Origin of the sequence: Streptomyces colonosanans, from assembly GCF_001866645.1 — a bacterium.
GTDB classification, from domain to species: Bacteria; Actinomycetota; Actinomycetes; order Streptomycetales; family Streptomycetaceae; genus Streptomyces; species Streptomyces colonosanans.
On record NZ_MLYP01000043.1, the window covers coordinates 68,434 to 94,417 of the forward strand.

27 protein-coding genes are annotated in these 25,984 nt (G+C 69.6%); 14 read left to right on the top strand and 13 right to left on the bottom strand.

What is annotated here, in order from left to right; all coding sequences use genetic code 11:
* Positions 1 to 11 precede the first annotated feature (11 nt).
* The 4 genes from BIV24_RS17210 to BIV24_RS17225 all read left to right on the top strand — a co-directional run bounded on the left by BIV24_RS17210 (position 12) and on the right by BIV24_RS17225 (position 3,647).
* Complete coding sequence (locus BIV24_RS17210) at positions 12 to 365, top strand: histidine triad nucleotide-binding protein (RefSeq protein ID WP_071367209.1); 354 nt, start codon at positions 12 to 14, stop codon at positions 363 to 365.
* 14 nt (positions 366 to 379) lie between these two features.
* Positions 380 to 1,285: a ribonuclease Z gene (locus BIV24_RS17215; RefSeq protein WP_071367210.1), complete on the top strand. Its 906-nt coding sequence runs from the start codon at positions 380 to 382 to the stop codon at positions 1,283 to 1,285.
* Positions 1,286 to 1,340: 55 nt separating this feature from the next.
* Positions 1,341 to 2,339, top strand: coding sequence for an adenosine deaminase (locus BIV24_RS17220; protein ID WP_071367211.1), 999 nt, complete (start codon positions 1,341 to 1,343; stop codon positions 2,337 to 2,339).
* 195 nt (positions 2,340 to 2,534) lie between these two features.
* Entirely contained in the window at positions 2,535 to 3,647 is a 1,113-nt protein-coding gene (locus BIV24_RS17225) for a carbohydrate kinase family protein (protein WP_071367212.1), read from the top strand.
* 42 nt (positions 3,648 to 3,689) lie between these two features.
* On the opposite strand, the gene era is transcribed toward BIV24_RS17225, so the two are convergent.
* From era to BIV24_RS17265, 8 genes are all read right to left on the bottom strand, one after another.
* On the bottom strand, positions 3,690 to 4,649 hold the full coding sequence (era, locus tag BIV24_RS17230; RefSeq protein WP_071367213.1) for a GTPase Era: 960 nt from the start codon (positions 4,647 to 4,649) through the stop codon (positions 3,690 to 3,692).
* An 85-nt stretch (positions 4,650 to 4,734) separates the two neighbouring features.
* The gene (locus BIV24_RS17235) at positions 4,735 to 5,088 is read right to left on the bottom strand and encodes a cytidine deaminase (protein ID WP_071367214.1); all 354 of its coding nucleotides are present in this window, start codon (positions 5,086 to 5,088) and stop codon (positions 4,735 to 4,737) included.
* Between the two features lie 85 nt (positions 5,089 to 5,173).
* On the bottom strand, positions 5,174 to 5,533 hold the full coding sequence (locus tag BIV24_RS17240; protein ID WP_071367290.1) for an MmcQ/YjbR family DNA-binding protein: 360 nt from the start codon (positions 5,531 to 5,533) through the stop codon (positions 5,174 to 5,176).
* Positions 5,530 to 6,840: a hemolysin family protein gene (locus BIV24_RS17245; protein ID WP_071367215.1), complete on the bottom strand. Its 1,311-nt coding sequence runs from the start codon at positions 6,838 to 6,840 to the stop codon at positions 5,530 to 5,532. The genes BIV24_RS17240 and BIV24_RS17245 overlap by 4 nt, the downstream gene beginning before the upstream one ends.
* Positions 6,837 to 7,334 (bottom strand): rRNA maturation RNase YbeY, encoded by a 498-nt coding sequence (ybeY, locus tag BIV24_RS17250; protein ID WP_071367216.1) that lies wholly within the window; start codon positions 7,332 to 7,334, stop codon positions 6,837 to 6,839. Before ybeY ends, BIV24_RS17245 begins: the two co-directional genes overlap by 4 nt.
* A 12-nt stretch (positions 7,335 to 7,346) precedes the next feature.
* Positions 7,347 to 8,417, bottom strand: a complete 1,071-nt coding sequence (locus BIV24_RS17255; protein WP_079168329.1) for a PhoH family protein — start codon at positions 8,415 to 8,417, stop codon at positions 7,347 to 7,349.
* 664 nt (positions 8,418 to 9,081) lie between these two features.
* Positions 9,082 to 9,348, bottom strand: coding sequence for a protealysin inhibitor emfourin (locus tag BIV24_RS17260; RefSeq protein ID WP_071367218.1), 267 nt, complete (start codon positions 9,346 to 9,348; stop codon positions 9,082 to 9,084).
* A 32-nt stretch (positions 9,349 to 9,380) separates the two neighbouring features.
* Positions 9,381 to 10,451, bottom strand: a complete 1,071-nt coding sequence (locus BIV24_RS17265) for a M4 family metallopeptidase (protein WP_071367291.1) — start codon at positions 10,449 to 10,451, stop codon at positions 9,381 to 9,383.
* Positions 10,452 to 10,795: 344 nt separating this feature from the next.
* Here BIV24_RS17265 and leuA point away from each other — a divergent pair, with 344 nt between their 5' ends.
* A complete protein-coding gene (leuA, locus tag BIV24_RS17270; protein WP_071367219.1) occupies positions 10,796 to 12,517 on the top strand; it encodes a 2-isopropylmalate synthase in 1,722 nt (573 codons plus the stop codon).
* A gap of 183 nt (positions 12,518 to 12,700) precedes the next feature.
* Entirely contained in the window at positions 12,701 to 13,405 is a 705-nt protein-coding gene (locus BIV24_RS17275; RefSeq protein ID WP_071367220.1) for a TerB family tellurite resistance protein, read from the top strand.
* 18 nt (positions 13,406 to 13,423) lie between these two features.
* On the opposite strand, the gene BIV24_RS17280 is transcribed toward BIV24_RS17275, so the two are convergent.
* Entirely contained in the window at positions 13,424 to 13,957 is a 534-nt protein-coding gene (locus BIV24_RS17280) for a GNAT family N-acetyltransferase (protein ID WP_071367221.1), read from the bottom strand.
* A gap of 264 nt (positions 13,958 to 14,221) precedes the next feature.
* Between BIV24_RS17280 and BIV24_RS17285 the strand changes: the two genes are divergently transcribed.
* The 6 genes from BIV24_RS17285 to BIV24_RS17310 all read left to right on the top strand — a co-directional run bounded on the left by BIV24_RS17285 (position 14,222) and on the right by BIV24_RS17310 (position 20,856).
* On the top strand, positions 14,222 to 15,010 hold the full coding sequence (locus BIV24_RS17285) for an SCO2525 family SAM-dependent methyltransferase (RefSeq protein WP_071367222.1): 789 nt from the start codon (positions 14,222 to 14,224) through the stop codon (positions 15,008 to 15,010).
* A gap of 68 nt (positions 15,011 to 15,078) precedes the next feature.
* Positions 15,079 to 16,917, top strand: a complete 1,839-nt coding sequence (locus tag BIV24_RS17290; protein ID WP_071367223.1) for an SCO2524 family protein — start codon at positions 15,079 to 15,081, stop codon at positions 16,915 to 16,917.
* A 3-nt stretch (positions 16,918 to 16,920) separates the two neighbouring features.
* Complete coding sequence (locus tag BIV24_RS17295) at positions 16,921 to 17,838, top strand: SCO2523 family variant P-loop protein (RefSeq protein WP_071367224.1); 918 nt, start codon at positions 16,921 to 16,923, stop codon at positions 17,836 to 17,838.
* On the top strand, positions 17,835 to 18,818 hold the full coding sequence (locus BIV24_RS17300) for an SCO2522 family protein (RefSeq protein ID WP_071367225.1): 984 nt from the start codon (positions 17,835 to 17,837) through the stop codon (positions 18,816 to 18,818). Before BIV24_RS17295 ends, BIV24_RS17300 begins: the two co-directional genes overlap by 4 nt.
* A 1-nt stretch (position 18,819) precedes the next feature.
* Positions 18,820 to 19,788: an SCO2521 family protein gene (locus BIV24_RS17305; protein ID WP_071367226.1), complete on the top strand. Its 969-nt coding sequence runs from the start codon at positions 18,820 to 18,822 to the stop codon at positions 19,786 to 19,788.
* A 39-nt stretch (positions 19,789 to 19,827) separates the two neighbouring features.
* On the top strand, positions 19,828 to 20,856 hold the full coding sequence (locus tag BIV24_RS17310) for a hypothetical protein (protein ID WP_071367227.1): 1,029 nt from the start codon (positions 19,828 to 19,830) through the stop codon (positions 20,854 to 20,856).
* A gap of 14 nt (positions 20,857 to 20,870) precedes the next feature.
* On the opposite strand, the gene BIV24_RS17315 is transcribed toward BIV24_RS17310, so the two are convergent.
* Entirely contained in the window at positions 20,871 to 21,704 is an 834-nt protein-coding gene (locus tag BIV24_RS17315) for an ABC transporter permease (RefSeq protein ID WP_071367228.1), read from the bottom strand.
* Positions 21,701 to 22,615, bottom strand: a complete 915-nt coding sequence (locus BIV24_RS17320) for an ABC transporter ATP-binding protein (protein WP_177198750.1) — start codon at positions 22,613 to 22,615, stop codon at positions 21,701 to 21,703. Before BIV24_RS17320 ends, BIV24_RS17315 begins: the two co-directional genes overlap by 4 nt.
* A gap of 133 nt (positions 22,616 to 22,748) precedes the next feature.
* Here BIV24_RS17320 and BIV24_RS17325 point away from each other — a divergent pair, with 133 nt between their 5' ends.
* Positions 22,749 to 23,954, top strand: a complete 1,206-nt coding sequence (locus BIV24_RS17325) for a sensor histidine kinase (protein WP_071367229.1) — start codon at positions 22,749 to 22,751, stop codon at positions 23,952 to 23,954.
* On the top strand, positions 23,951 to 24,604 hold the full coding sequence (locus BIV24_RS17330) for a response regulator (protein ID WP_071367230.1): 654 nt from the start codon (positions 23,951 to 23,953) through the stop codon (positions 24,602 to 24,604). The genes BIV24_RS17325 and BIV24_RS17330 overlap by 4 nt, the downstream gene beginning before the upstream one ends.
* 38 nt (positions 24,605 to 24,642) lie before the next feature.
* On the opposite strand, the gene BIV24_RS17335 is transcribed toward BIV24_RS17330, so the two are convergent.
* Together BIV24_RS17335 and BIV24_RS17340 are read right to left on the bottom strand one after the other, a co-directional pair.
* Complete coding sequence (locus tag BIV24_RS17335) at positions 24,643 to 24,924, bottom strand: DUF397 domain-containing protein (RefSeq protein WP_071367231.1); 282 nt, start codon at positions 24,922 to 24,924, stop codon at positions 24,643 to 24,645.
* Complete coding sequence (locus BIV24_RS17340) at positions 24,906 to 25,739, bottom strand: helix-turn-helix domain-containing protein (RefSeq protein ID WP_071367232.1); 834 nt, start codon at positions 25,737 to 25,739, stop codon at positions 24,906 to 24,908. The genes BIV24_RS17335 and BIV24_RS17340 overlap by 19 nt, the downstream gene beginning before the upstream one ends.
* Between the last annotated feature and the right edge of the window lie 245 nt (positions 25,740 to 25,984).

A 25,984-nucleotide genomic window follows, 5' to 3' on the forward strand; every position in this document is an offset into this window, starting at 1 on the left:
GAGGCACGCACATGGCGGGAGAGCCGCAGGACGACTGCCTGTTCTGCAAGGTCGTCGCGGGGCAGATCCCGGCGACCGTCGTCAGGGAGACCGAGACCACCGTCGCCTTCCGGGACATCAACCCCCAGGCGCCGACGCATGTGCTGGTCGTCCCCCGGGCCCACTACCGGGACATCGCCACCCTCGCCGCCGCCGAACCGGCCATCACCGCCGACCTGCTCCACGAGACCGGTGAGGTCGCCGCGCAGGAGAAGCTGGACAGCTACCGCGTCGTCTTCAACACCGGCAGCGGTGCCGGGCAGACCGTCTGGCACGCGCACGCCCACGTCCTCGGCGGCCGTGGCCTGCAGTGGCCCCCCGGATAACCGGACAGCACACCGTGTCCGTACGTGAAGTGGTGGTCCTCGGCACCGCCAGCCAGGTCCCCACCCGGCAGCGCAACCACAACGGCTATCTGCTGCGCTGGGACGGCGAGGGCATCCTCTTCGACCCCGGCGAGGGCACCCAGCGGCAGATGCTCCGCGCCGGCGTCGCCGCCCACGACCTGCACCGGATCTGCGTCACCCACTTCCACGGTGACCACTCCCTCGGACTGGCCGGCGTCATCCAGCGCATCAACCTCGACCAGGTGCGCCACAAGATCACCGCGCACTACCCGGAGTCGGGGCAACGGTTCTTCGAACGGCTGCGGTACGCGACGGCGTACCGCGAGACCGTCTCGCTGACCGAGGCGCCGGTCGCCGCCGACGGGCCCCTCGCCGTCACCCCCGCATACACCCTTCAGGCCCGCAGGCTCTCCCACCCCGTCGAGTCCTACGGCTACCGGCTCGTCGAGCCCGACGGCCGCCGGATGCTGCCCGAGCGGCTCGCCGCGCACGGCATCAAGGGGCCCGACATCGGGCGGATACAGCGCGAGGGCTCCCTCGGCGGCGTCTCGCTCGACGAAGTCAGCGAGATGCGGCGCGGGCAGCGTTTCGCCTTCGTCATGGACACCCGGCTGTGCGACGGCGTGCACGCGCTCGCCGACGGCTGCGACCTGCTCGTCATCGAGTCCACGTTCCTGGACGAGGACGCACAACTCGCCGCCGACCACGGGCACTTGACCGCCGGGCAGGCCGGGCGCGTCGCCGCCGACGCCGGCGTGCGCCATCTCGTCCTCACCCACTTCAGCCAGCGCTACTCCGATCCCGACCTGTTCGCGCGGCAGGCGCGGGACGCCGGGTTCGAGGGGGAGCTGACCGTGGCACACGACCTGATGCGGGTGGCCGTGCCGAAACGGCGGTGACGGGCGGCCACCGTGGCGGGAAAGGGGCAGCCGTAACCGCCCGTACGATATCTCGATGCCCCTCCCCAAAGCCGAACTGCACCTTCACATCGAAGGCACCCTCGAACCCGAGCTGGCCTTCGCCCTCGCCGCACGCAACGGCGTCGAGCTGCCGTACGCCGACACCGAACAGCTGCGCAAGGCGTACGCCTTCGAGGACCTCCAGTCCTTCCTGAACCTGTACTACGAGCTCATGGCCGTCCTGCGGACCGAGCAGGACTTCGAGGACCTCGCGAACGCCTATCTGGAGCGGGCCGCCGCGCAGGGCGTGCGGCACGCCGAGATCTTCTTCGATCCGCAGGCCCACATCGCCCGGGGCGTACCGATGGGGACGGTGGTCGAGGGCCTGTGGCGCGCGCTCGGCCGCAGCGAGGAGAACCACGGCGTCTCCACCCAGCTGATCATGTGCTTCCTGCGTGACGAGTCCGCCGACTCGGCGCTGGAGACGCTCGACGCCGCGAAGCCGTACCTGGACCGGATCGTCGGTGTCGGCCTCGACTCCGCCGAGGTCGGGCATCCGCCGGTGAAGTTCCGCGAGGTGTACGAGGCCGCCGCCGCCCTCGGACTGCGCCGGGTCGCGCACGCCGGGGAGGAGGGGCCGCCGGAGTACATCACCGAGGCCCTCGACGTGCTCGGCGTCGAGCGGATCGACCACGGGCTGCGCTGTATGGAGGACCCGGCGCTGGTCGAGCGGCTGGTGCGCGAGCGCGTGCCGCTGACGCTCTGCCCGCTGTCCAACGTCCGGTTGCGTGCCGTCGACGTCCTCGAGGAGCACCCGCTGCCCGCGATGCTCGACGCGGGGCTGCTGTGCACCGTCAACTCCGACGACCCCGCGTACTTCGGCGGATACGCCGGCGACAACTACCACGCGGTGCGGGACGCGCTCGGCCTGAGCACGGAGCGGATGCGGGAGCTGGCCCGCAACTCCTTCGTCGCCTCCTTCCTCGACCACGACGAGGAGCGCCGGGCGCGCTACCTCGCCGAGGTGGACGCGTACGAGTTCGCGAAGGATTAGAGAAGGAACAGAGCGGTCCGGGCCCCGGCGCGGCGGTCGCCCGCCGGGGCCCGCGTGTCGTACGCCGGCGGTTCCCCGCCGGTAGCGGCTCACGTGGTGCGCGCCGGGCGCCGACGGCGGCTTCGGAGTCACCGCACCCTGCGGCGGGACACGTGGTGCACACTGACGGGATCCGTATCGTGTCAGGAGCGCACCGTGACCGCGTTCATCGGAGAAGGCCCGCACAACCAGGCCCACATCGACCCGCTGGCGGCGCTGCGCGCGCCCGGAGATCCGTCGTGGGACGTGTACCTCACGGGGACGGTCTTCCTCGACATCATCTTCACCGGGCTCGACTCCGCCCCGGTGCGCGGGACCGAGTCCTGGGCACGCGGGATGGGATCGAGCCCCGGTGGCGTCGCCAACATGGCCACCGCCCTGGCCCGCCTCGGCCTGAGGACCTCCCTGGCGGCGTCCTTCGGCGACGACCACTACGGCGAGTACTGCTGGGACGCCCTGGAGCAGGGCGAGGGCATCGATCTCTCCCCCTCGCGGACCGTGCCCGGCTGGCACTCCCCGGTCACCGTCTCCATGGCGTACGAGGGGGAGCGGACCATGGTCTCGCACGGCCATGAGCCGCCGCCGGAGGAGCCCGCCCCCGACTGCCCGCCCCGCGCCCGGGCCGCCGTCGCCTCGCTGACCCCGGGCCGGCCCGCCCCCTGGATCGCCAGGGCCGCCGAGAAGGGCGCCCGCGTCTTCGCCGACGTCGGCTGGGACGGCACCGGCGCCTGGAACCTGGCGGCCCTCGCCGATCTCGAACACTGCGAGGCGTTCCTGCCGAACGCGGAGGAGGCCATGCGCTACACGGGCACCTCCTGCCCGCGCGCCGCCGCGCACGCGCTGACCGAACACGTGCCGCTGGCTGTCGTCACCCTCGGCGCGGAGGGCGCGTACGCCGTGGACCGGCGGACGGGCGAGACGGCCAGCGAGCCCGCGATCGCCGTGGAGGCGCTGGACCCCACGGGCGCAGGGGACGTCTTCGTGGCGGGATTCGTGACCGGCACGCTGGCCGAGTGGCCGCTGGCCGACCGTCTCGCGTTCGCGGGACTGACGGCCGCGCTCTCCGTGCAGGAGTTCGGCGGGTCGCTGTCGGCGCCCGGTTGGTCCGAGGTCGCGGCCTGGTGGCGCAGGGTCCAGTCGTACAAGGGCCAGGAGCCCGCGGCGCTCAGCCGGTACGCGTTCCTGGAGGGGCTGGTGCCGAAGGCGTGCGGCGAACCGTGGCCGCGGCGCAGGGCGGTGCCGACCATCGGGTTCGGCAGATCGGCGTGACCGGCGCGGGGTCACACCCCGCGCCCCGCCGGGCGAGAGCCCTCAGAAGCCCAGCCGCCGCAGCTGCTTCGGGTCCCGCTGCCAGTCCTTGGCCACCTTCACATGCAGGTCCAGGAAGACCGGCGTGCCCAGCAGCGCCTCGATGTGCTTGCGGGACTTGATGCCGACCTCCTTCAGGCGCTTGCCCTTGGGGCCGATGATGATGCCCTTCTGGCTGGGGCGCTCGATGAACACGTTCGCGTGGATGTCGAGGAGCGGCTTGTCGGCCGGGCGGTCCTCGCGCGGGAGCATCTCCTCCACGACCACCGCGATCGAGTGGGGCAGCTCGTCGCGCACGCCCTCCAGCGCGGCCTCCCGGATCAGCTCGGCGACCATGACCTGCTCGGGCTCGTCCGTGAGGTCGCCCTCGGGGTAGAGCGCGGGCCCCTCGGGCAGCATCGGGATCAGCAGATCCGCGAGCAGCTCGACCTGCTTGTCCCCGACCGCGGACACGGGGACGATCTCCGCCCACTCGATGCCCAGTTCCTTGCCCAGCTGGTCGATCGCGATCAGCTGCTCGGCCAGGGCCTTGGAGTCCACGAGGTCCGTCTTGGTGACGATCGCGATCTTGGGGGTCTTCTTGATCCCCGCCAGCTCCTTGGCGATGAAGCGGTCGCCCGGACCGATCTTCTGGTCGGCGGGCAGGCAGAAGCCGATCACGTCGACCTCCGCCCACGTCGTCCGTACGACGTCGTTCAGCCGCTCGCCCAGCAGCGTGCGCGGCTTGTGCAGGCCCGGGGTGTCCACCAGGATCAGCTGGGCCTCCGGCCGGTGCACGATGCCCCGGACCGTGTGCCGCGTCGTCTGCGGCCGGTTCGAGGTGATCGCCACCTTCTGCCCGACCAGAGCGTTCGTGAGGGTGGACTTGCCCGCGTTGGGGCGGCCCACGAAACAGGCGAAGCCTGCCCGGTGGACGGCCTCGGTAAGCTCGGAAGACTGGGTACGAACGCTCATGGCGCCCATTGTCCCTGATCGTCGGAGCCCCACCGCACCGCCGGTCGCCCGCCGGCCGGAATGATCTTCCGGAAGCCGCGCGGCACCAAGGAAATCAGTCGGCCGCAACCGTCGCGCCAACCGTCCCGTCAGGCCCGGCCACCAGCACCGGCGTCCCAGCCCCTCCAAGGTCCCGTACGGCCGCCAGGTCCTCGGCGGAGGCGGATTCCGCCTCCGTCACCACGGCCGCCGCCTCCAGCGACGTCGCGCCCGACGCCACGGCCATGGCCACCGCCGTCCGCAGCGCGCTCAGCTTCAGGGAGTCCAGGGACACGGTCCCGGCCGCATAGGTACGGCCCGTCTCGTCGCGTACGGCCGCGCCCTCCGGCACGCCGTTGCGGGCCCGTACGGAACGGGCCAGCGTGACGATCTTGCGGTCCTCGGGGTCGAGCGCGTTGGTGTCGGTCATGCCCCGAGCATACGAAGCGTGACCGGGGCCGTCCCGCAACGGGGTGCACACGGGCACCTTCGGCGCCGTCGCTCTCCCAGTGTGCTCAGGGGCGGTCGAGACGAAGGCGGTCGGCGCGCGGCAGACCGGCGACGACCAGGTCGTAGGAGTCCTCGACGAGCTCCCGGACCAGACCGTCCGGGAGCTTGCCATCGACCGTGACCGTGTTCCAGTGTCGTTTGTTCATGTGCCAGCCGGGCACGATCAGGCCCTCGTACTCACCGCGCAGCCGGACCGCGTCCTCCGGGTCGCACTTGAGGTTGACCTTCAGGGGCTGCGCGTCGAGGTTCGTCAGTGCGAACAGCCTGCCCTGGACCTTGAAGACCGAGGTCTCCGGGTTGAAGGGGAAGTCCTCGACGACCGCATTGAAGGACAGGCAGAACACGCGCAGCTCCCGAGGGGTCACTCCGGCCACTTCTCCTCGTCGCCGGATGGCTCCACCGGGGCCACCGGCTCCACCAGCACCGTCACGATCTTGTTCCGGCGGCCGGCCGCGGCCTCCGCGGTCAGCTGCAGTTCCCGGCCGTCCGGGAGTTCGACCATGGACGTCGCACCGGCGATCGGCACCCGGCCCAGGGCCTTGGCGAGGAGGCCGCCGACCGTCTCCACGTCCTCGTCGTCGTACGACTCCAGTCCGTACAGCTCGCCGAGGTCGCCGATGTCGAGGCGGGCGGTGACCCGGTAGCGGTCCTCGCCCAGCTCCTCCACCGGCGGCAGCTCGCGGTCGTACTCGTCGGTGATCTCGCCGACGATCTCCTCGAGGATGTCCTCGATGGTGACGATGCCGGCCGTGCCGCCGTACTCGTCGATGACGACGGCGACGTGGTTGCGCTCCTTCTGCATCTCGCGCAGCAGGTCGCCCGCGTTCTTGGTGTCGGGCACGAACGTCGCGGGCCGCATCGCCGTGGACACCAGCTCCGCCTCGGCGTCCCGGCTGATGTGCGTCTTGCGGGCGAGGTCCTTCAGGTACACGATCCCGACGACGTCGTCCTCGCTCTCCCCGGTGACGGGGATGCGCGAGAAGCCGGACCTGAGCGCCAGGCTCAGTGCCTGGCGGATGGTCTTGTGACGCTCGATGACCACCAGGTCCGTCCGCGGGACCATCACCTCCCGCACCAGGGTGTCGCCCAGCTCGAACACCGAGTGCACCATGCGGCGCTCCTCGGCTTCGATGAGGGACTCCTTCTCCGCGAGGTCGACGAGGGCGCGCAGCTCCGCCTCGGAGGCGAAGGGGCCGCGGCGGAAGCCCTTGCCGGGAGTGAGCGCGTTGCCGATGAGGATGAGGAGGGACGGGATCGGTCCCATCACCCGGGCCAGCGGAACCAGGACGTACGCCGCCGCAGTCGCCGTGGTCAGCGGGTGCTGGCGGCCGATGGTGCGCGGGGAGACGCCGACCGCGACGTACGACACGAGGACCATGACCGCGATCGCGATCAGTAGGGCCTCGGTGGTCTGGTGGAACTCGCGCAGGCAGGCGAACGTGACCAGTGCGGCGGCGGCCATCTCGCAGGCGACGCGGACCAGCAGCGCCACGTTGAGGTAGCGGGTCGGGTCCGCGGCGACCTGGGCGAGCTTGCCGCTGCCGCGCCGGCCGCCGCGCACGGCCTCCTCGGCGCGGAAGCTGGAGACGCGCGCCAGGCCCGCCTCCGCGCAGGCGGCGAGCCAGGCGACGACGATCAGAGCGACGGCACCGAGGACGAGTTGCGGACTCATGACACGGTCGGGGCCGGGGAGGGGCCCGTCAGACCCTTCTCCGCACGCCAGCCGTCCACGATGGCGGCTTGGAGGCCGAACATCTCGGCCTTCTCGTCGGGCTCCTCGTGGTCGTAGCCGAGCAGGTGCAGCACGCCGTGCACGGTGAGCAGCTGCAGTTCCTCGTCCATGGAGTGCTGCGTCGGAGCCTCGGCGCCCTGCTTCGTGGCGACCTCCGGGCACAGCACGATGTCTCCGAGCAGGCCCTGCGGCGGCTCGTCGTCGTCCTTGGACGGGGGCCGCAGCTCGTCCATGGGGAAGGACATGACATCCGTGGGTCCCGGCAGGTCCATCCACTGGACGTGGAGCTGCGCCATGGCGTCTGCGTCCACGACGATCACCGAGAGCTCGGAGAGCGGGTGGATGCGCATCCGCGCGAGCGCATAGCGGGCGATGTCGAGGATCGCCTGCTCGTCGACCTCGGTGCCGGACTCGTTGTTGACGTCGATCGACATGGTGGTGCTGGTCTACTTCCCCTTGTGCCCGTGCGCGGCCTTGCCGCGGGGCTTGTGCGTGCCGTTCTCGGTGCCGTACTTGCTGTCGTACTGCTCGTACGCGTCGACGATACGGCCGACGAGCTTGTGCCGTACGACGTCATGGGACGACAGCCGGGAGAAGTGGACGTCCTCGACGCCTTCGAGGATCTCCTGGACCTGCCGCAGACCGCTCTTGGTCCCGTTCGGAAGGTCCACCTGGGTCACGTCACCCGTGATCACTATCTTCGAGTCGAAGCCGAGGCGGGTGAGGAACATCTTCATCTGCTCGGGGCTCGTGTTCTGGGCCTCGTCGAGGATGATGAAGGCGTCGTTGAGGGTGCGTCCGCGCATGTAGGCGAGCGGAGCGACCTCGATCGTGCCCGCCGCCATGAGCCGCGGGATCGAGTCCGGGTCGAGCATGTCGTGCAGCGCGTCGTAGAGCGGGCGCAGATACGGGTCGATCTTCTCGTACAGCGTGCCGGGCAGGAAGCCGAGGCGCTCGCCCGCCTCGACGGCGGGGCGGGTCAGGATGATGCGGTTGACCTGCTTGGACTGCAGGGCCTGCACTGCCTTGGCCATGGCGAGGTAGGTCTTGCCCGTGCCTGCGGGACCGATACCGAAGACGATCGTGTGCTTGTCGATCGCGTCCACATACCGCTTCTGGTTGAGCGTCTTGGGGCGGATCGTGCGGCCGCGCGAGGACAGGATGTTCTGCGTGAGCACCTGGGCCGGCGTCTCCTCGGGGCCCTCCCCGTTCTCGCTCGCCCGGAGCATGGCGATCGAGCGTTCCACTGCGTCCTCCGTCATCGGCTGACCGGTGCGGAGCACCAGCATCATCTCGTCGAACAGGCGCTGGATCAGTGCGACTTCACCCGCGTCGCCGACCGCGCTGATCTCATTGCCCCGGACATGGATGTCGGCCGCCGGGAAGGCCTTCTCGATCACGCGCAGGAGGGAGTCTCCGGACCCCAGCACGGTGACCATGGGGTGCTGGGCGGGAACGGTGAAGTGCGCTCGGGCCTGTCCCTCCGCGGGGCTGGGCGCTGTGGGTGTCTGAGTCATGGGCCGGCTCTGTAGGCCTGCGATTCCTCCTCCGTAGGGCCGCGCAACTGCGGGCGGCCTCGCCGGTTTCAAGAGTACGACGCGCGGCTGTCAGAGCCGTAGGACTTTTCCTCGGGCACCTGTACGACCCCGGCCCTCGCGGGGGCAGTGTGGCCAGGCGGGAGGCCAGGACCCTGGCCCACGCCCGGTAGCCCGCCGGCGACGGATGGAAGCGGTCCGTCGCCAGCCACTCGCCCGGGACCTCGGGCGGGCCTCCGGACGGCAGGTGGAAGACGGTGACTCCCCTCGCGGCCACCGTCCTCACCTGCCGGTCCAGAACCCGGACGTAGAGACCGAGCGGTCCCCGGACCCGGCGCGGGAGCGCGGTGTGACCGCCGAGCGAGGGCAGGCCGGCGAAGACCACCGGCACGTCCTCGCCGAGCCGCAGCCGCACGTCTCGGACCAGCCCCTCCACGTCCCGGCGGAACGCCCGCGGCCTGCGCAGCCGGGGACTTCGCGGTCGCCGCCGGGGACACCCCGGACCGGGCGGTGCGGTCCGTGCGGTCAGGGCTCGCCCAGGGGCCCCGTTCCGCCGGGTGACATGCCCTGCGGGCCCGCCCGTTGTGCCGCGGCCGGCCCGCGGAGTTCGGGATGCGCCGAGAGGAGCGGAAGGCCGGTCACAGCACTAGGCGCCTTCCTTGAGTACCCGCGAGATCAACTCCCGCTGTTCCTCGGTCAGCCGGGGGTCCGCGCAGTACGCGGTCCTGCCGTTCACGGTGATCTCGTAGCTGAAACCGTCCGGCACGCCGATCGGCGGTGTGTCCCGGCCCGCGGCGAGCGCGCGCTCGGCCAGGGTGTGCCACTCCTCGGCGTCGGCCCGTCCCGAGGTCTCCACCTCGCCCCGGCGCTCGATGCCCGCGAACCCGCCCGTGCGCCTCACCCGAATCTGCATGGGACCTGTCTAGTACGAGTCGGGCGCCCCGGCTACGAGGTTGGTACCCCGACCTGCTCCCAGGCCTTGAGGACGGCCTCCTGCTCCTCGCCCTCGTGGTAGCGCGCCCTGGCCGCCGCGACCGTCAGCTTCGCGAAGTCCGCGAACGTGGCCCGGGGCTTCAGCCGCCCGCCGGTCAGCACGTCGTACCAGACCTGTCCGGCCCGCTCCCAGGCGTTCCCGCCCAGTGCGGTGGCGACCAGGTAGAACGCGTGATTGGGAATGCCGGAGTTGATGTGCACGCCGCCGTTGTCCCGGCTGGTCCTCACATAGCCGTCCATCGTCCCGGGCTGCGGGTCCCTGCCGAGCGCGGTGTCGTCGTAGGCGGTGCCGGGTGCCTTCATCGAGCGCAGCGCCTTGCCGGTGACATGCGGGGCGAGGAGCCCGGCGCCGATCAGCCAGTCGGCCTCGGCGGCCGTCTGGCCGAGCGCGTACTGCTTGATCAGCGAGCCGAAGACATCCGAGACCGACTCGTTGAGGGCGCCCGGCTGGCCGAAGTAGGCCAGGTTCGCGGTGTACTGGGTGACGCCGTGGGTGAGTTCGTGGCCGATGACGTCCACCGGGAGGGTGAAGTCGAGAAAGGTCTGGCCGTCCCCGTCGCCGAACACCATCTGCTCGCCGTTCCAGAAGGCGTTGTCGTAGTCCTCGCCGAAGTGCACGCTCGCGTCCAGTGGCAGCCCGTTGCCGTCGATGGAGTCGCGGCCGTACGCCGTCAGATACAGCTCGAAGGTGGCGCCGAGGCCCGCGTACGCACGGTTGACCGTGCTGTCCCTGCCGGGCTTGTCGCCCTCGCCGCGGACCTTCTTGCCGGGCAGGGTCTGCTGGTGCCCCGCGTCGTAGACGGTGCGGTGCGGCCGGCCGGCGGCCGCACCCTGGGGCGCGGCCACGGTGGGCGCGCCGATGACCGTGGTGAGCCGGCGGCGGGTGCGCTCCAGGGCGTCGCGCTCCAGGGTGCGACGCGCGGGAGTGGCGAGCGCGGTGTCCCCGTGCTGGGCGAGCTTGTCGAGGACATGCGGTGGCACAACGGTGCAGAAGGCGGGCTCGTGGCCGCTGGGGGTGGTCATGGACTGCACCATTGCACTGCGTGACGATGCTGTCACGACCCGCAACCATGATTGGTAAAAGTCGCACCAGGGGTCCGGTGTTCCATGAGGGGGCGTCGGGTCCCGAGGGTCGGACAGCTGTGATGTCCCGCACTTTTCACCCGAAATGTCCCCCCGGTCCCGCATACTGATACAGACCTTCGCATCGGGCGCGGCTCGGCTAGCATGCGAGGCATCATGCGTTTCGGGCTGCTCCTTCTTAGCTGCCGCGGCGAGGGCCTGTAGTCGAGGCCGACTCCCTCCCCGCGGAGCTTGGCGTTGCGTCGTCGGCCGTCCTTCCGGACACCCTGAGGAGCCCACGCATCATGGCGAACCGTCAGCAGCCCACGTCCATGCCGATCCACAAGTACCGTCCGTACGAGATGGTCGAGATCCCCGACCGCACCTGGCCGGACAAGCGGATCACCCAGGCTCCCCGCTGGCTCTCCACGGACCTGCGCGACGGCAACCAGGCCCTGATCGACCCCATGTCACCGGCGCGCAAGCGGGCGATGTTCGACCTGCTGGTGAAGATGGGTTACAAGGAGATCGAGGTCGGCTTCCCGGCCTCCGGCCAGACCGACTTCGACTTCGTACGCTCGATCATCGAGGACGAGGGCGCGATCCCCGACGACGTGACGATCTCCGTGCTGACCCAGGCCCGCGAGGACCTGATCGAGCGGACCGTCGAGTCCCTGAAGGGCGCGAAGCGCGCGACGGTCCACCTGTACAACGCCACCGCCCCGGTCTTCCGTCGGGTCGTCTTCCGCGGCTCCAAGGACGACATCAAGCAGATCGCGGTCGACGGCACGCGGCTGGTGATGGAGTACGCGGACAAACTGCTGGGCCCCGAAACCGAGTTCGGCTACCAGTACAGCCCCGAGATCTTCACCGACACCGAGCTGGACTTCGCGCTGGAGGTCTGCGAGGCGGTCATGGACGTCTGGCAGCCCGGCCCGGACCGCGAAATCATCCTCAACCTGCCCGCCACCGTGGAGCGTTCGGCCCCGTCCACGCACGCGGACCGCTTCGAGTGGATGCACCGCAACCTCTCCCGCCGCGAGTACGTCTGCCTGTCGGCCCACCCGCACAACGACCGCGGCACGGCCGTCGCCGCCGCCGAGATGGCCGTGATGGCCGGCGCCGACCGCGTCGAGGGCTGCCTGTTCGGCCAGGGCGAGCGCACCGGCAATGTCGACCTGGTCACCCTGGGCATGAACCTCTTCTCCCAGGGCGTCGACCCGCAGATCGACTTCTCCCGCATCGACGAGATCCGCCGGACGTGGGAGTACTGCAACCAGATGGAGGTCCACCCGCGCCACCCCTACATCGGGGACCTCGTCTACACGTCCTTCTCCGGCTCCCACCAGGACGCCATCAAGAAGGGCTTCGATGCCATGGAGGCCGACGCCAAGGCCCAGGGCAGGACGGTCGACGAGATCGAGTGGGCGGTGCCGTACCTGCCGATCGACCCGAAGGACGTCGGCCGCTCCTACGAGGCGGTCATCCGCGTCAACTCGCAGTCCGGCAAGGGCGGCGTCGCCTACGTCCTGAAGAACGACCACAAGCTGGACCTGCCGCGCCGGATGCAGATCGAGTTCTCGAAGATCATCCAGACGAAAACGGACGTGGAGGGCGGCGAGGTCACGCCGAACGAGATCTGGACGGTCTTCCAGGACGAGTACCTGCCGAACCCGGACAACGCCTGGGGCCGCATCCAGGTCAAGGTGGGCCAGGCGACCACTGACAAGGAAGGCGTCGACACGCTGACCGTCGAGGCCACGGTCGACGGCGAGGACAGGACCCTGACCGGCTTCGGCAACGGCCCGATCTCCGCGTTCTTCGACGCCCTGCAGTCCATCGGCATCGACGTACGCCTGCTGGACTATCAGGAGCACACGATGAGCGAGGGCGCCTCTGCGCAGGCCGCCTCGTACATCGAGTGCGCGATCGACGGGAAGGTCCTGTGGGGAATCGGCATCGACGCGAATACGACACGTGCCTCGCTGAAGGCGGTCGTCTCCGCGGTCAACCGCGCCGCCCGCTGACCCTCTGACCGGCACGTTCACGGCCCCGTCCGCCCCACAGGGCGGGCGGGGCCCCGTCGTGGACCGGCCATTTCGGCCCGATGTCACGGAGAGGTCTCGTCCGGGGTACTGACTCCGCATCGCCAATGTGGCTAACATCACGCAAGCAGCGGCGATGTTGCCGCTGCGATACGGAGGTGCGACGTGCTGCCAGGACGGGGACGCAACGGCCGTGGAGCCCGCACGGGCCGCGTTTCGCAGGTCCTGGGCATCCGCACGGCGTGGACCAGCATCGGTGACGGCGAGTTCTTCTGCCCCGGATGCGGGGGTGACCGCAACTACCAGCGGCTGACCGGACGCCGCCGGTTCACCCTGGCCGGCATCCCCGTCCTCCCCCGGGGCGAGACGGGCCCGGTGGTGGAATGCACGGCGTGCGGCCACCACTACGGCACGGACGTCCTCGACCACCCCACCACCACCCGCTTCTCGGCGATGCTCCGCGACGCGGTCCACACGGTCGCCCTCGCGGTCCTCGCAGCGGGCGGCACCTGCTCCCGTACGTCCCTGGAGGCGGCCGCGACCGCTGTCCGCTCCGCGGGCCTCGACGACTGCACGGAGGACCAGCTGAGCGCCCTGGTGGAGGCCCTGGCCGCCGACACGGGCCGCGTCCTGTGCGAACCCGGCGGTGCGAGCCTGGCCATAGAGCTCCACGAAGCCCTGGACCCCCTGGCTCCGCACCTCGCCCCCACGGGTCGGGAGTCGATCCTGCTCCAAGGCGCCCGTATCGCCCTCGCGGACGGCCCGTACACCCCCGCGGAACGCGATGTCCTCACCACGGTGGGTGCGGCCCTGACGATCTGCTCGGACGACGTGACCCGCCTCCTGGCGGAGGCCCGCACGCCGTCGTGACGGGGGCGTCCCCGCGTCTCACAGGCCGAGCGTCATGATGAGCCGGTCCTCGTCGACGCCGAAGTAGTCCTTGCGTACGCCCTCGTCGGACGAGAAGCCCAGCGACCGGTACAGCGCGATCGCGGCGGCGTTCGTCGGCTCCACCGTCAGACGGGCCTCGCGGACCCCCTCGGCGCGCAGCCTGCGCAGCACCTCCAGCATCAGCCGCCGCCCCAGTCCCCGCCCCCGCTGGTCGCGGGTGACACCCAGGCTGACGATCCAACTCCGGTAACCGTCCGAGGTGGTGACGAACAGGACGTACCCGTGCAGGTGCTCCCCGTCGTCGAGGACGAGCAGGCGATCCCCATGCAGGTCGAACAACTGACGGAGTACGAAGTAGGGGTAGGGCTCCTGAGGAAAGGCCTCCCTGTCGACACGGACGAGTTCGGGCAGATCCGCCTCCGTGACCCCCCTCATCGTCAGCGGCCGGTCGACGAACGCCTGGTCGTGGAACAGCGCCGGGCCGCTCAGGCCGCCGCGCGAAGGGATACGCTCCTCTGGAAACGCAGTCATGCCGCCCCCCTGCGGGATGAAGTCAAGGGCACGCTGTCGCCCGAACGGGTGGTACGGGCGGGACGCGCGATCTCTGTCGTTCGGGTGTTTTCGGCAGAGTCCCGACCATCTTGAACGGGGCGATCCGGGCCGTACAAGGCCGGAACAGGCCCAAATAGTCATTCAGTGCGATGCGCCCCCGGTGCGCCTCGTGCGACGTAAAGTGTTCCGCCAGGTCGGCGCGAGAAGGATCCGCCTGACCTCCGGCGTTGGTACCGTAAGCCAATGACCTTCAGTTCGCTGGGAGATGCGCAGCTGAATGCGGATGTCTCCTGGGCTGCATTCGATCCGATCGCCTACGTGGATCACAATTACCGTGACCTGCAGGCGGAGGACGCGGAGATCCTTCAGATCCTGCGTGATCATTTCGTTGATCATTTTTCACGAGGTGCCGCAGGACCGGTTTCGGGTATCGACGTGGGTGCCGGTGCGAACCTCTATCCCGCACTGGCCATGCTGCCCTGGTGCGACCAGATCACCCTCTTCGAGCGCTCGCCCGCGAACGTGCGCTACCTGGAGAGCCAGGTCGGTTCCTACGACCGGAACTGGGACCAGTTCTGGAGCGTCCTGTGCGAGAACGAGGCATACGCCGCCCTCGGCATGGAACCGCGGGCCAAGTTCCGGAAGGCCGTCCAGGTCGAACCGGGCAACCTCTTCGACCTGGTGCGGCACGAGGGGAAGTGGTCCATGGGGACCATGTTCTTCGTCGCGGAGTCGATGACCAACTCCCGCGAGGAGTTCACCCGGGGTGTCGAGTGCTTCCTGCGCGCCCTGGCCCCCGGCGCCCCTTTCGCCGCCGCGTTCATGGAACATTCGAAGGGTTATCACGCGGGCGAGCATTTCTTCCCGGCGTGCGACGTGGGAGAATCAGAGGTGTACGAGAGCCTTGCGCCTTTTACGAGCGACTTCGAGACCCGGCGCCTGAAGGCCTCGGCCGCCGTACGCGAGGGGTATTCGGGAATGATCGTCGCCTGCGGCCACCGGAATTCGGATCCCGGCATTCCGACTGGTTGAGGACCTCGTCTTCAGGGCAGAAGAAGGCTCTCAAGTGATAGCAGCGCGGCCTGCGTGAGGGGCATGGGATGCAGATCAAGCCACGCCAGCATCTGCTGGATATCTGGCAGGCGGTCGCCCGCCAGTCGTTCGACGGCGGAGAGTGGACATGGGGTAAATGGGGTGGGCAGAGCAGTGTCGCCGACGCCGAACGCCTGCTGTGTCTCCTGTACCCGGCCACCGAGATCCCGTCGTTCCGGCTGGACGATCCGGACACCACGTCGGACGACGTCCAGAACGTGTTGAGGAAGGCCGGCGGACGGCTTGAGCTGCCCACCAACATCGTGACGGCCGCAGCCCAGTTCATGCGCACGCACACCGGCGACGACAAGAGGCCCACGTTCGCCGGCGGCTACTACTTCGCCTCCGCGGACAAGGACCAGGACCTCACCAGGGAACAGCGTGAGCTGGGGGTGGTCGACTCGTATTCGATGTCGATCACCCTCTGCCTGGCCACGCTCGGCTTCCTCAAGGTGTACGAGTCCAAGACCCGCCGCAGCGACGTCCTGGAGACGATCCAGGAACTGCGCAGCGCCACCAGTAACCGGCTCACCGCGGCCATGGTGTGCCTGCTGCGCTCGTTCACGGTCAACGTCTTCGACGCCGACTCCTCCCAGGGCCGCACGCTCTGCGAACTTCTCGGCCAGGGACGGCTGTCGCAACGGCACGTCCTGCAGAACTTCCAGCGCCGCTTCCGGGCCCTGCGCGCCGCCGTCGTCGAGAGCATCTCCCTCGGTGTCGACGTCGAGGAGGTCCTCAAGGACGAGAACCAGCTCTTCGAGTGCGGTTGGGCCTGGAGTCTGGTGAAGGACGCACCCGAGGTGGAGACCGACGAACCGATCGGGCAGCCCGCCGGGGTCGCCAACCCGGTGCCGTACCTCTACTTCACGGTCGTCGCCCTCGACGGCATCCAGGACCTGTTCTCCGACCGCACCCTCACCCTGGGCCTGCTCACCCCCGAACAGCAAAGGCTCGCCGAGGCGTTACGCCTGCGCTGGGAGATCACCCAGCAGTACTGGTCGGGCATCGCCCGTTTCGACCCCGACCGCTGGCCCCTGGAGGACATCCCCTGGCGTACCACCGGCCAGAAGCTGGAATCCGAGTACTTCTCCCTCTCCATCGCCGCCATCCTCGTCCACGACCTGATGCGGCGCCGTGCCACCGACGACGACCTGACCCGCACCGTCAGCGTCATGGAACGCCTCGCCGAACGCGGCCGCATCACCAGCCGCCTGACGCGCGACGACCCCATGGTTCAGTTGCACAACCCCGGCATCACCCTGCCGCTGCAAGGCAGCGAACGCATGGGGCCGCCCATGCAGTGGACCATGACCGACTTCTCCGCACAGCTGCTCAAGCGGACCATCCAGCTGGGCACGCTCTCCCGCAATCTCGCTTCGCACGACCGGCTGCTCAGGCTCGCCGAGAACGTCTTCGGCCACCTATGGCGGCGCCGCATCCGGGACGGGGACGGCGTGGGCCTGTGGGACAACGTCCACGCCGCCTACCCCGACTCGCCCGTCCTGGAAGGCCCGGTCTCCTGGAACATCACGGAGCGCGTCATCGAGGTGATGGTCCAGGTCCATCACATGTACCGGCAGTCGCCGATCCGCAGCATCGAACTGACTGAAATCGCACGGGCGTTGCTCAGTGAGTCCACCCACATCCTCGGCAACGAGCAGATGGAGCCCGCACCGTCCTCCGAGGGCAACCGCGGGATGGAACTCAGGAGTATCGAGGTCAAGTTGCGTCGGGCCCGCAAACTCGTGGACGAACAGCCCGGCACCGCATGCGCGTTGACGCTCGACGTACTCGGACAGCTCGACGCCCTCGCCCGTGCCCGCGATGCCGCGGTCCAGGGGGTGTGACCTGTGCTCGTCTTCGCGGCCTCCGACAAGGGAGGCACGGGCCGGTCCGTCACCAGCGCCAACCTCGCCTACCACCGGGCGTTGGCCGGTGACGACGTCTGCTACCTGGACTTCGACTTCGGCTCGCCCACCGCGGCGGCCGTCTTCGACGTGCCCGACGCACGCCAGGCCGCCGAGGACCGGGGCCTGCACTCGTATCTGATCGGCGAGGCCGCCGAGCCGGCCCGCATCGACGTCTGGTCGGACACCGAGCACCGGGTCCTGCGCACCCGGCCGCCGGGCTCCGGCCGTCTGGTGCTGATGCCCGGCGACGTCAGCGGCGGCGAGTTCGCCACCACCGACGACAACCTGCGCCGCTGCGTGGACCTCCTGCTCCGGCTCAACAGCGAGTTCGACCTGATCATCGTCGACCTCAGCGCCGGCCGCAGTTACGCCGTCGACATGGTTCTGGAGGCCACCTCGCTACGCGAGATGAGTGGTGTCGAGGCCCGCTGGCTTGTGTTCCATCGCTGGACCCGCCAGCATGTGGCAGCCGCGGCGAGCCTGGTCTTCGGCAAACGCGGCATCGTCGCCGGCGGGGTGGCCCGAGGCCACGACGAGGAAGCTCTGCGCAACGTCATCCGCTTCGTACGCGCCGCCGTCCCCGATCCCGAGTCGGCGCTCTGGTCGCAGGTGTCGCCCACCCAGTCGGCCTGGATGCGCGAATGCGACCGGGACCTCAAACAACTCGCCTCCACCCAGGGCATCGGCTACAGCCTGGTCCTCGGTTCCGTGCCTCTGGAGCCCGTCCTGCAGTGGCGCGAGCAGCTCATCACCGACGAGGACGTGCTCGACAGCCAGATCGCCAACCGGGAGACCTGGGACGCGCTGAGCGAGCTGGCCGGACGGCTCACCGACGACAAGTTCTGGGAGCAGCCGTGACGGATTCCGTGTTCCGGGAGACCACCGCGGAACCCCGCACCCAGTCCGTGCCGCTGGCTCATCTCTCCCTGGAGCTGGGCCACCTCTACATGGAGGACTTCGAGGCCGGCCCCGAGCGGCTGCGCGAGCACTTCGCCGAAGTACGGATCTGGGTGGACGCCGCCCGTGCTTCCGCCGCGCGCCGCATCGGCGGCAAGCGGCCCCGCATCAGTACCTGCTTCCTCATCGACGACTACTTCAGGCGCTTCTCCACCCCCGCCGAACTCGTCCCGATGGTCCTCGAAGAAGCCGAGCGGGCCGGCCTCGTCATCGACTACCTGGCCCGCGAGTCGGGCTGTGCCGTCGCCGACAAGACGGAACTGGCCGAAGCCGTGATGCACCGCCTCGTGGAGTCGCCGCCGCCCGGCAGCTACGGTTCCCGCCCGCCCGTCAGCCAGACCGGCTGGCTCGCCAACGGGCAGCGCACCCCCGCCACGCGCACCGCCATGGCCGAGACCACCGGCTGGCAGCCGCCCCAGGAGACCGCGGCCCGCAACCACTCCGTGTTCATGGACGTCGAACTGTGGTCGGAGAAGGACAAACAGCGCCTGTGGTCCTGCCCGTTCCTCGCCGCCGTCTGGCAGCTGGCCCGCCTCGGCCTGCTGCGCCACCTCGGCGAGCCCGTGCTGATCCCGCGTCTCTGGAACGGCGGCGACTTCCCCTACGACTGGGACCAACTGCCTCCACTGCTCCAGCTCAACGCCTCAGCGGCGCCCTTCAGCGCCTACCGCACCTGCACGCTGATGGCCAACCGCTTCCTGCCTGTCGAGGACGCCGTCCGGCTCATCCTCGACCAGATAGACGTCGACTCCGGCGCACTGCGGCAGGTTGCCGAGCGGTCCGCCCGCGAAGGGGCCGCGGTGCCGGCCGCGGTCGCGCAGCGCGCCACCTACGTGTTCTACGAGGAGTCGGCGGGTGCCTTCTCCTACGGGGAGACCTGAGATGCGAGTCCTGGCACTGTCGGCGCCTTTGGTCCTGGCCTGCGGCGAGGTGCGCACCTGCCTGCTGCCGTCCTTCCAGGCGCTGGACGGCCGGGCAGCCGCCCAACTGCTGAGGCTGCGCGCCGACGAACTGGTCCGCGTCTCCGAACGGCCCAACCTGTACGCGCTCTCCCCGGACGTCCTCACCGGGGTGGACTGCCGACTGCCCACCTCGAACGGCACCAAGGTGCGGGCCGTCGGCACGGTGGCCGCCCGCGCCGCACTCACCGAGGGCCGCGTCCTGCAGGCCACCGCCTACTTCAGTGCCCCGGCCGGCGGACCCGACACGCGCCGGCCCTGGGGCCACTACCTCGTCAGGCCCGGTCTCGTCGAACCCTTCGGAAAGCTCCCCGAACAGGCCACCGCCGAAGGCGTCCTACGCGGCGGCGGACGCGGCGAACTGGACCTGGGAATGATCTCCGAGGGCCTGCTCGCCCAACTGCTGCGCCATCCGCTGCTCGACCACAAGGCACCTTTCAAGTCCCGGCGCACTCATCTGCGCTGGGCCGCACGGCGCGCCCCGGAGGGCGAGGGCCCCTCCCTGGAACGGTTCACCCTGGCCGAGAACGGTCTGCGGACCGTCTCGCTCAGGCTGCCGGAGAACACCCCGGCCGCCGCGGCCGCAGGCCTGTGCGAGGACCTCGCCCTGCACGACTGGCTGCTGACAACCGTCGTGCACATGCTGGACAACAGCCGGCTCGGTGCGGCGGACGGCCCCTCGGCCGTCCTGGCGCTGCGCCCGGCCGTCGATCACCTGCTGCATCTGTGGATGCCACGCGCACACGTCGACCACACACTGGGCCACCTGTGGGACGTGCTGGAGCGGGAGCCGGGGTTCACTCGCCAGTGGCAGACCCTGGTCCAGCGCATCCGTGACCAACTGGCCGTCCAGGCCGTTCCGTTGCTGCACAAAGCGCTGAGTACGCGCTGAGGAGCGGCACCAACGACACACCCGACGGGGGAGAACGACATGAACGGAGCATCGTCAGGGGACGTACGGGTCGCGCCGAGGAACCAGGACCAGCCGCAGACAGCGAAGCTGTTCAAGAGAACGCTGATCACGGTCGTGGTGGGGGTCGCCACCTATGTGCTGACCAACGTCCTGAACCAGGACAAGAACCAGGTGTGGCAACTGACCGTGTCCGTCGTCCTGGGTGGCGCGGCACTGATCATCCAGTACCTCGTGGAGTTCGAGGGGCGGCTGGAGGCCATGGAGGAGGGCCAGAAGAAACGCATCCGTGAGATGAGGGACCGCCTGGGCGGCCATCACGCGGAGATGCTCGCGGTGGTCGACGACCGCTTCGCCAAGATCAATGACGCGACGGAGCTGTTCAGCCAGGTGGACCGTTCGGTGCTCCGTTCCGACGGGGTGACACGGCTGGCCCGCAAGTACACACAGGTCGGCGAGCAGGGCTCGGAGATCGTGAAGACCTTCGCCCAGGAGGAGATCGCCCGCCTCGCCTCGCTGATGGAGAGCCTCAGCAACGGCAGCGCGGACTGCCCGGGCGAGAACCACGAGTGGCTGATAGACCTCACCACGTGCGCGAAGAGGACGATCTACGCCACCAGCACCGACGTGGACCGGGACTTCTGGTCGAGCGAGCCCGCCAAGCGCTATCTCGCCGCACAGGGAGAGGCGATCAAGAAGCGCCAAGTGGAGGTACGGCGGCTGTTCCTCGTGGAGGAGTCCCGCGATCTCACCGGGAGCCTGGAAAGACTGTGCGAGACGCAGCGCCGGTTCGGCATCGACGCGCGGATCGCTGTCCGGTCGCTGCTGGAACCGAGTGCCCAGATGACCCCGTTGAACGACTTCATCATCTTCGACGGCGAACTCTGCTACGAGACCGAGCCGGACGTGCGGGTCGTACCCGCCAAGACCACGCTGAAGATGAAGCGGGAGCACGTCGAGGAGCGGATCAACCGGTTCGGTGTGCTCTGGGAGGCCAGCGGGCCCGCTGATCCGGACCCCGGGCCCGAACCCACCACCACGTCCGACTGATCCGGCCGCACGCCTCACACATCGCGGCGGTCCACGGCGACCACCGCGACGACGGCCGCCACCGACGCCCACACCGCGAACACGACCCAGCCGCCCGCCACCGTGGTCGGATACCGGGAGACCAGGGTGTACGGCTCATGGCCGTACTCGATATTGACGAGGCGGGCCCAGGCGTTGAAGGGGAGCGCGTTCCTGACGCAGGCCGTCCAGTGGTAGCGCTCGGTGACGAAGGAGGGCAGGAGCAGCAGGAGGAAAACGGAGAGCACCATGGTGGTCGCACTGTGCCGGATCAGCGCAGCCAGCCCCATGCCGACCAGCGCGGACACCGGGGCGAGCAGTGCCGATGCCGCGACCACCCGCAACGCGCCGGGGTGGCCGATCGACAGGCCCTGGCCGCGCCCGTCGAGGATGGCCTGTGTCGCGATGAAGGAGGCGCCCGCGATGACGGCGCCGTACACCGTCATGACGGCGGTCACGACGAGCATCTTGGCGGTTGTCAGCGCCCGCCGGTCGGGCACGGCCGCGAAGGTCGTACGGATCAGTCCCGTCGAGTACTCGCCGACGATCGTGATCGCGCCGATGCTCGCCGCCGCGAGGACCAGGATCAGGGCGGCGCCCTGCGTGAAGGCGTCCCGTAGCGCCCAGGAGGTGAAGTGCGCCCGGACGACCCCGTTGTAGTGCGGGTAGTTGGTGTAGTCGGCGCGGGCCGCGTTGGCGTTGAAGAAGATGATGCCGAGGGCGCTGGAGCCGAGCGCCCAGTAAGTGGACCGCAGTGACCGGAGCTTGATCCACTCGGCGGCCAGCAGGTCGGTGAAACGAGCGGCGGGCAGGGCAAGGGCGGTCGTCATCGGGGCTCTCCGGCGAGGTATTCGACGCTGTCGGCGGTCAGTTCCATGAAGGCGGCCTCCAAGGAAGCGGTCTGGGTGGCCAACTCGCGTAGCAGAAAACGATGTTCGAAGGCGATCTCCCCGATCCGGTCGGAGCTGAGCCCGGTGACCTTCAGCGTCTCCTCGTCGTACGGCGCAACCGCCGCGCCCTCCGCCGACAGCGCGTCGGCCAGCGCACCGGCGTCGGGCGTGCGGACGGTCACGGCCGGCCGGGTCCCGCGCTCGGCGAACGCGGTGAGGCTCTCGGCGGCGATGAGTTCACCGCGCCCGATGACGATCAACTCGTCGGCGGTGTTCTCCATCTCGGACATGAGGTGGCTGGAGACGAAGACCGTACGGCCTTCGGCGGCCAGCTTCCGGAACAGCCCTCGCACCCACAACACACCCTCCGGATCAAGCCCGTTGAGCGGCTCGTCGAAGAGGAGGACGGGCGGGTCGCCGAGCAGGGCGGTGGCGATCCCGAGCCGCTGCTTCATACCCAGCGAGTAACCGCCGATCCGGCGCCGTGCCGCGGCCCCCGCGAGCCCCACCTCGATGAGGACCTCCTCCACTCGGCGTGCCGGGATGCGGTTGCTGCGGGCCAGCGCCTGCAGATGCGCCCGCGCGGTCCGCCCGCCGTGCACATCCCCGGCGTCCAGAAGGGCACCGACATGGTGCAGCCCGCGCGGATGCCGGCGGAAGGAGTGCCCGCTGACGGTGGCGGTTCCGGAGGTCGGCTCGACGAGACCGAGCAGCATCCGCAGGGTGGTGGTCTTGCCCGCGCCGTTCGGGCCGAGGAAGCCGGTGACATGGCCGGGACGGACGGTGAAGGACAGGTCGCGGACGGCCATGGTGCCGCCGTAGCGTTTGGTGAGTTGGCTGACTTCGATCACGGGGTCCACGCTCGCGCGGGCGGGGGATGCAGGGCATCGCCCCGCTGCTGACACTGCAGGCGGCCGGTTGTCGACCGTGGTTGTACATCCTCGGCACGATGACCGCCGGCCGAGTCGGACCTACGATCACGGCATGCACGCCACTTCGCCGCTGCCTCTGCTCAAGCGTGTGCCGCCCGGCGCATGGATCACACTCGTCTGGTGTACGAGCATGCTGCTCACGCTCCTGGCGCGGGTCAGGCTTCCTGGTGAGTGGCAACCGGACCAGCTCCCGGCGGTCCAGCTGTACCGCTGGGACGGCCTGCTGATCCATGCGCTGTCCACCGTCATGGTGCTTGTGGGCGCCTGGCTGCTCGAGCGGCGACCGCTCGCGGCACTGACCTGGCTGATCCTGGCCCCGATCTGCGAGACCGCAACCCTGGGGGCGGGCGGGTTGCCGATGGCGCAGTACCTGACGCCGATCGTGGCGCTGTACTTCATCGCGTCGGCCCGGCCGCGCCGCACCGCTGGTGCGGCCCTGGCCATGGGAATCGGCACCCTGGTCGTGTACATCGCGACAAGGTTGCTGTGCGGGTGGCCCGCCGGCATCTCGGCGGAGGTGGCCGTGGCGCTGGTCACCGTGATCGCCTGGCTGCTCGGCACATCTACGCGCCATGCCCGCGAGCACGCGGAGAGGATGAGCGCCCAGACGGCGGCTCAGGCGGTGACCGCCGAACGGCTGCGCATAGCCCGCGAGATGCACGACACGGTCGCCCACAGCATCGGCATCATCGCCCTTCAGGCGGGCGCGGCGGCCCGGGTGGCGACGACCCAGCCGGAGGCGGCACGCGAGGCGATGCGCGCGGTGGAGACGACGGGCCGGGAGACGCTGGCGGGCCTGCGGCGGATGCTGGTCGCGCTGCGGGCGGCCGATGCGGGACAGGGGGACGACACGGCCGCGGCGGCGCAGCCCGCAGGGCTGGACGACGTGGACCGGCTGGCCGCGGCGACGACCGCGGCGGGGGTGCGCGTCGAGGTGCAGCGCGTCGGCGAGCCGCGTCAACTCCCCCCAGACATCGACCTGTCCGCGTTCCGGATCATCCAGGAGTCGGTCACCAACGTCGTACGGCACTCGGGTACGCATGCGTGCCGGGTGACCGTGGACTACGGCGAGGAGGAACTCGCGCTGGAGGTGACGGACGACGGCCGGGGCCGCAGCACCTCGACGGACACGGGCTTCGGCCTGGCGGGCATGCGCGAGCGGGTGGCGCTGCTGCACGGCCAGTTCAGCGCGGCGCCGCGCCCCGAGGGCGGCTTCCGGGTGGCCGCGCGGCTGCCGGTGCCGGCGGGTGCCCGATGACGGTCCGGGTGGTTCTCGCAGACGACCAGCAACTGATCCGTACGGCGCTGAGCATGGTCATGGCCGACATCGAGGACGTGGAGGTGGTGGGGGAGGCGGCCACGGGAGCGGAGGCGGTGTCCTTGACCGAGGAACTTGCCCCGGACGTGGTCGTGATGGACATCCGCATGCCGGAGATGGACGGCATCGAGGCGACGCGCCGCATCACGGAAGGCCCGACGGACACGAGGACCGTGGTCCTGACGACCTTCGACGACGACGAGTACGTGTACGGGGCGCTGCGCGCGGGCGCGTCCGGGTTCCTGGTGAAGGACATGGCGCTGGACGACATCATCGGCGCGGTACGGGTGGTGGCGTCCGGCGACGCGCTGATCGCACCGAGCGTGACCCGCCGCCTGATCCAGGACTTCACGGCCCGCCCGGAACCGGCCCGCAGCCGCCGCGACCTGACGGCCATCACGGACCGGGAGCGGGAGGTCCTGACCCTGGTGGGCGGCGGCCTGTCGAATGCGGAGATAGCCGCCGAGCTGTACATCAGCGTGGCCACGGCGAAGACGTACCTGACCCGGCTGCTCACCAAGCTGGACGCCAGGGACCGCGTCCAACTGGTGATCATTGCGTACGAGGCGGGGCTGGTGGCAGTCGGGTAGGTGCTGGGGTTGGGGGTGGCGTGAAAGCACGACACTGGCTAGAAGCGGGCGGTCCCCGCCGTACGGATGAACTTCGTCCACGCCACCGAACCGAAGAGCAGCACGGCACCACCGGGCACCTTGCTGTCGCGGACCGGTACGACACCGGGGATTCCGTCGGCGACCTCGACGCAGCTGCCGCCCTCGCCGTTGCTGTAGCTGCTCTTGCGCCAGCGGGCGGCGCCGGGGAAGTCGTACGCGACCTCGACGCAGCTGCCGCCGTTGCCGTCGCTGTGCGTGCTCTTGCGCCAGCGGGCGTTGCTCAGGTCGTACTCGCGCATCGTCTGAAGTCCTCCGCCGCCGAGTCGATCAGGGCAAGGGACGCCTCTGGCGACAGCGCGACGGCCCTCAGCAGATCGTATGCGCGCTGTGCACGCTTCACCACGGCTGGATCGTCGACGAGCGTTCCCGAAAACGACGTCTCTGTATAGGCAGTTGGCGGTGCGTCCTCAAAGTCCATCAACTGGAGCATCCCGCTCATGGCAGTATGCGCCCCCTGCCGGTACGCCAGTACCTGCACCAACACCTTTCGCTGCCGCCCTGCCTCCGCCACGTGCTCCAGCTGCATCGCCATCGCCTCCGGCCTGCCCACCGGGATACGCAGCACGTTCTCGTGCAGTACGACCCAATACTCGGGTCTTGTAGCGTCGGCCAGGATGCGTGACCGCTCCAGTCGCGCGGTCACCGTCTCCTCCACGTACTCGTCGGTGGCGAACGGGTTGTTGGCCAGCGTCACCGCCCGCGCATACCCACCCGTCTGCAACACCCCCGGCACCAACGTCGGCGCGAACTCGCAGATCCTCGTAGCCGTCCGCTCCAGCTCGACCACGGCCGCGAAGTAATCCGCGTACCGCTTGTCATCAATCAGCTTTCGCCAGGTGCGCTCGAAAAAACCATCGGTTTGCAGGACCTCGTCGATCCGCTGGGCCACGTCCAACTGTGGTTTGCGAATAGCCTGTTCGAATTGGCCGACATAGCCGCCGGAGACGAAAACCCTCACCCCCAGCTCGACTTGGGTGAATCCCGCGTCCTCCCGCCGGCGTTTCAGCTCCGCGCCGAAGAACTCCCATGCCGCCTGGCGCGAACCGTTGGCCATGGCCCACCGTCCCTCCGCTGCCTCGCACTTGTAGGGCACAGACACCTGCCGAGTGTAGGTGCGGAGCGTCACCATGGAGATGCAAAGTGTAAAGCTGGAAAAGAAAGGGGAGCACGGTGGCTGCGGTACACGTATCACCCGGTGGACGACACTCGGCGCGCTGCGTCGAGGAGGCGGAGGAAACAGTGAAGGATTTGCGGGCGGTGCTCGCGAACGCGGGAATTACATTGCCGTCACTCCGGCTC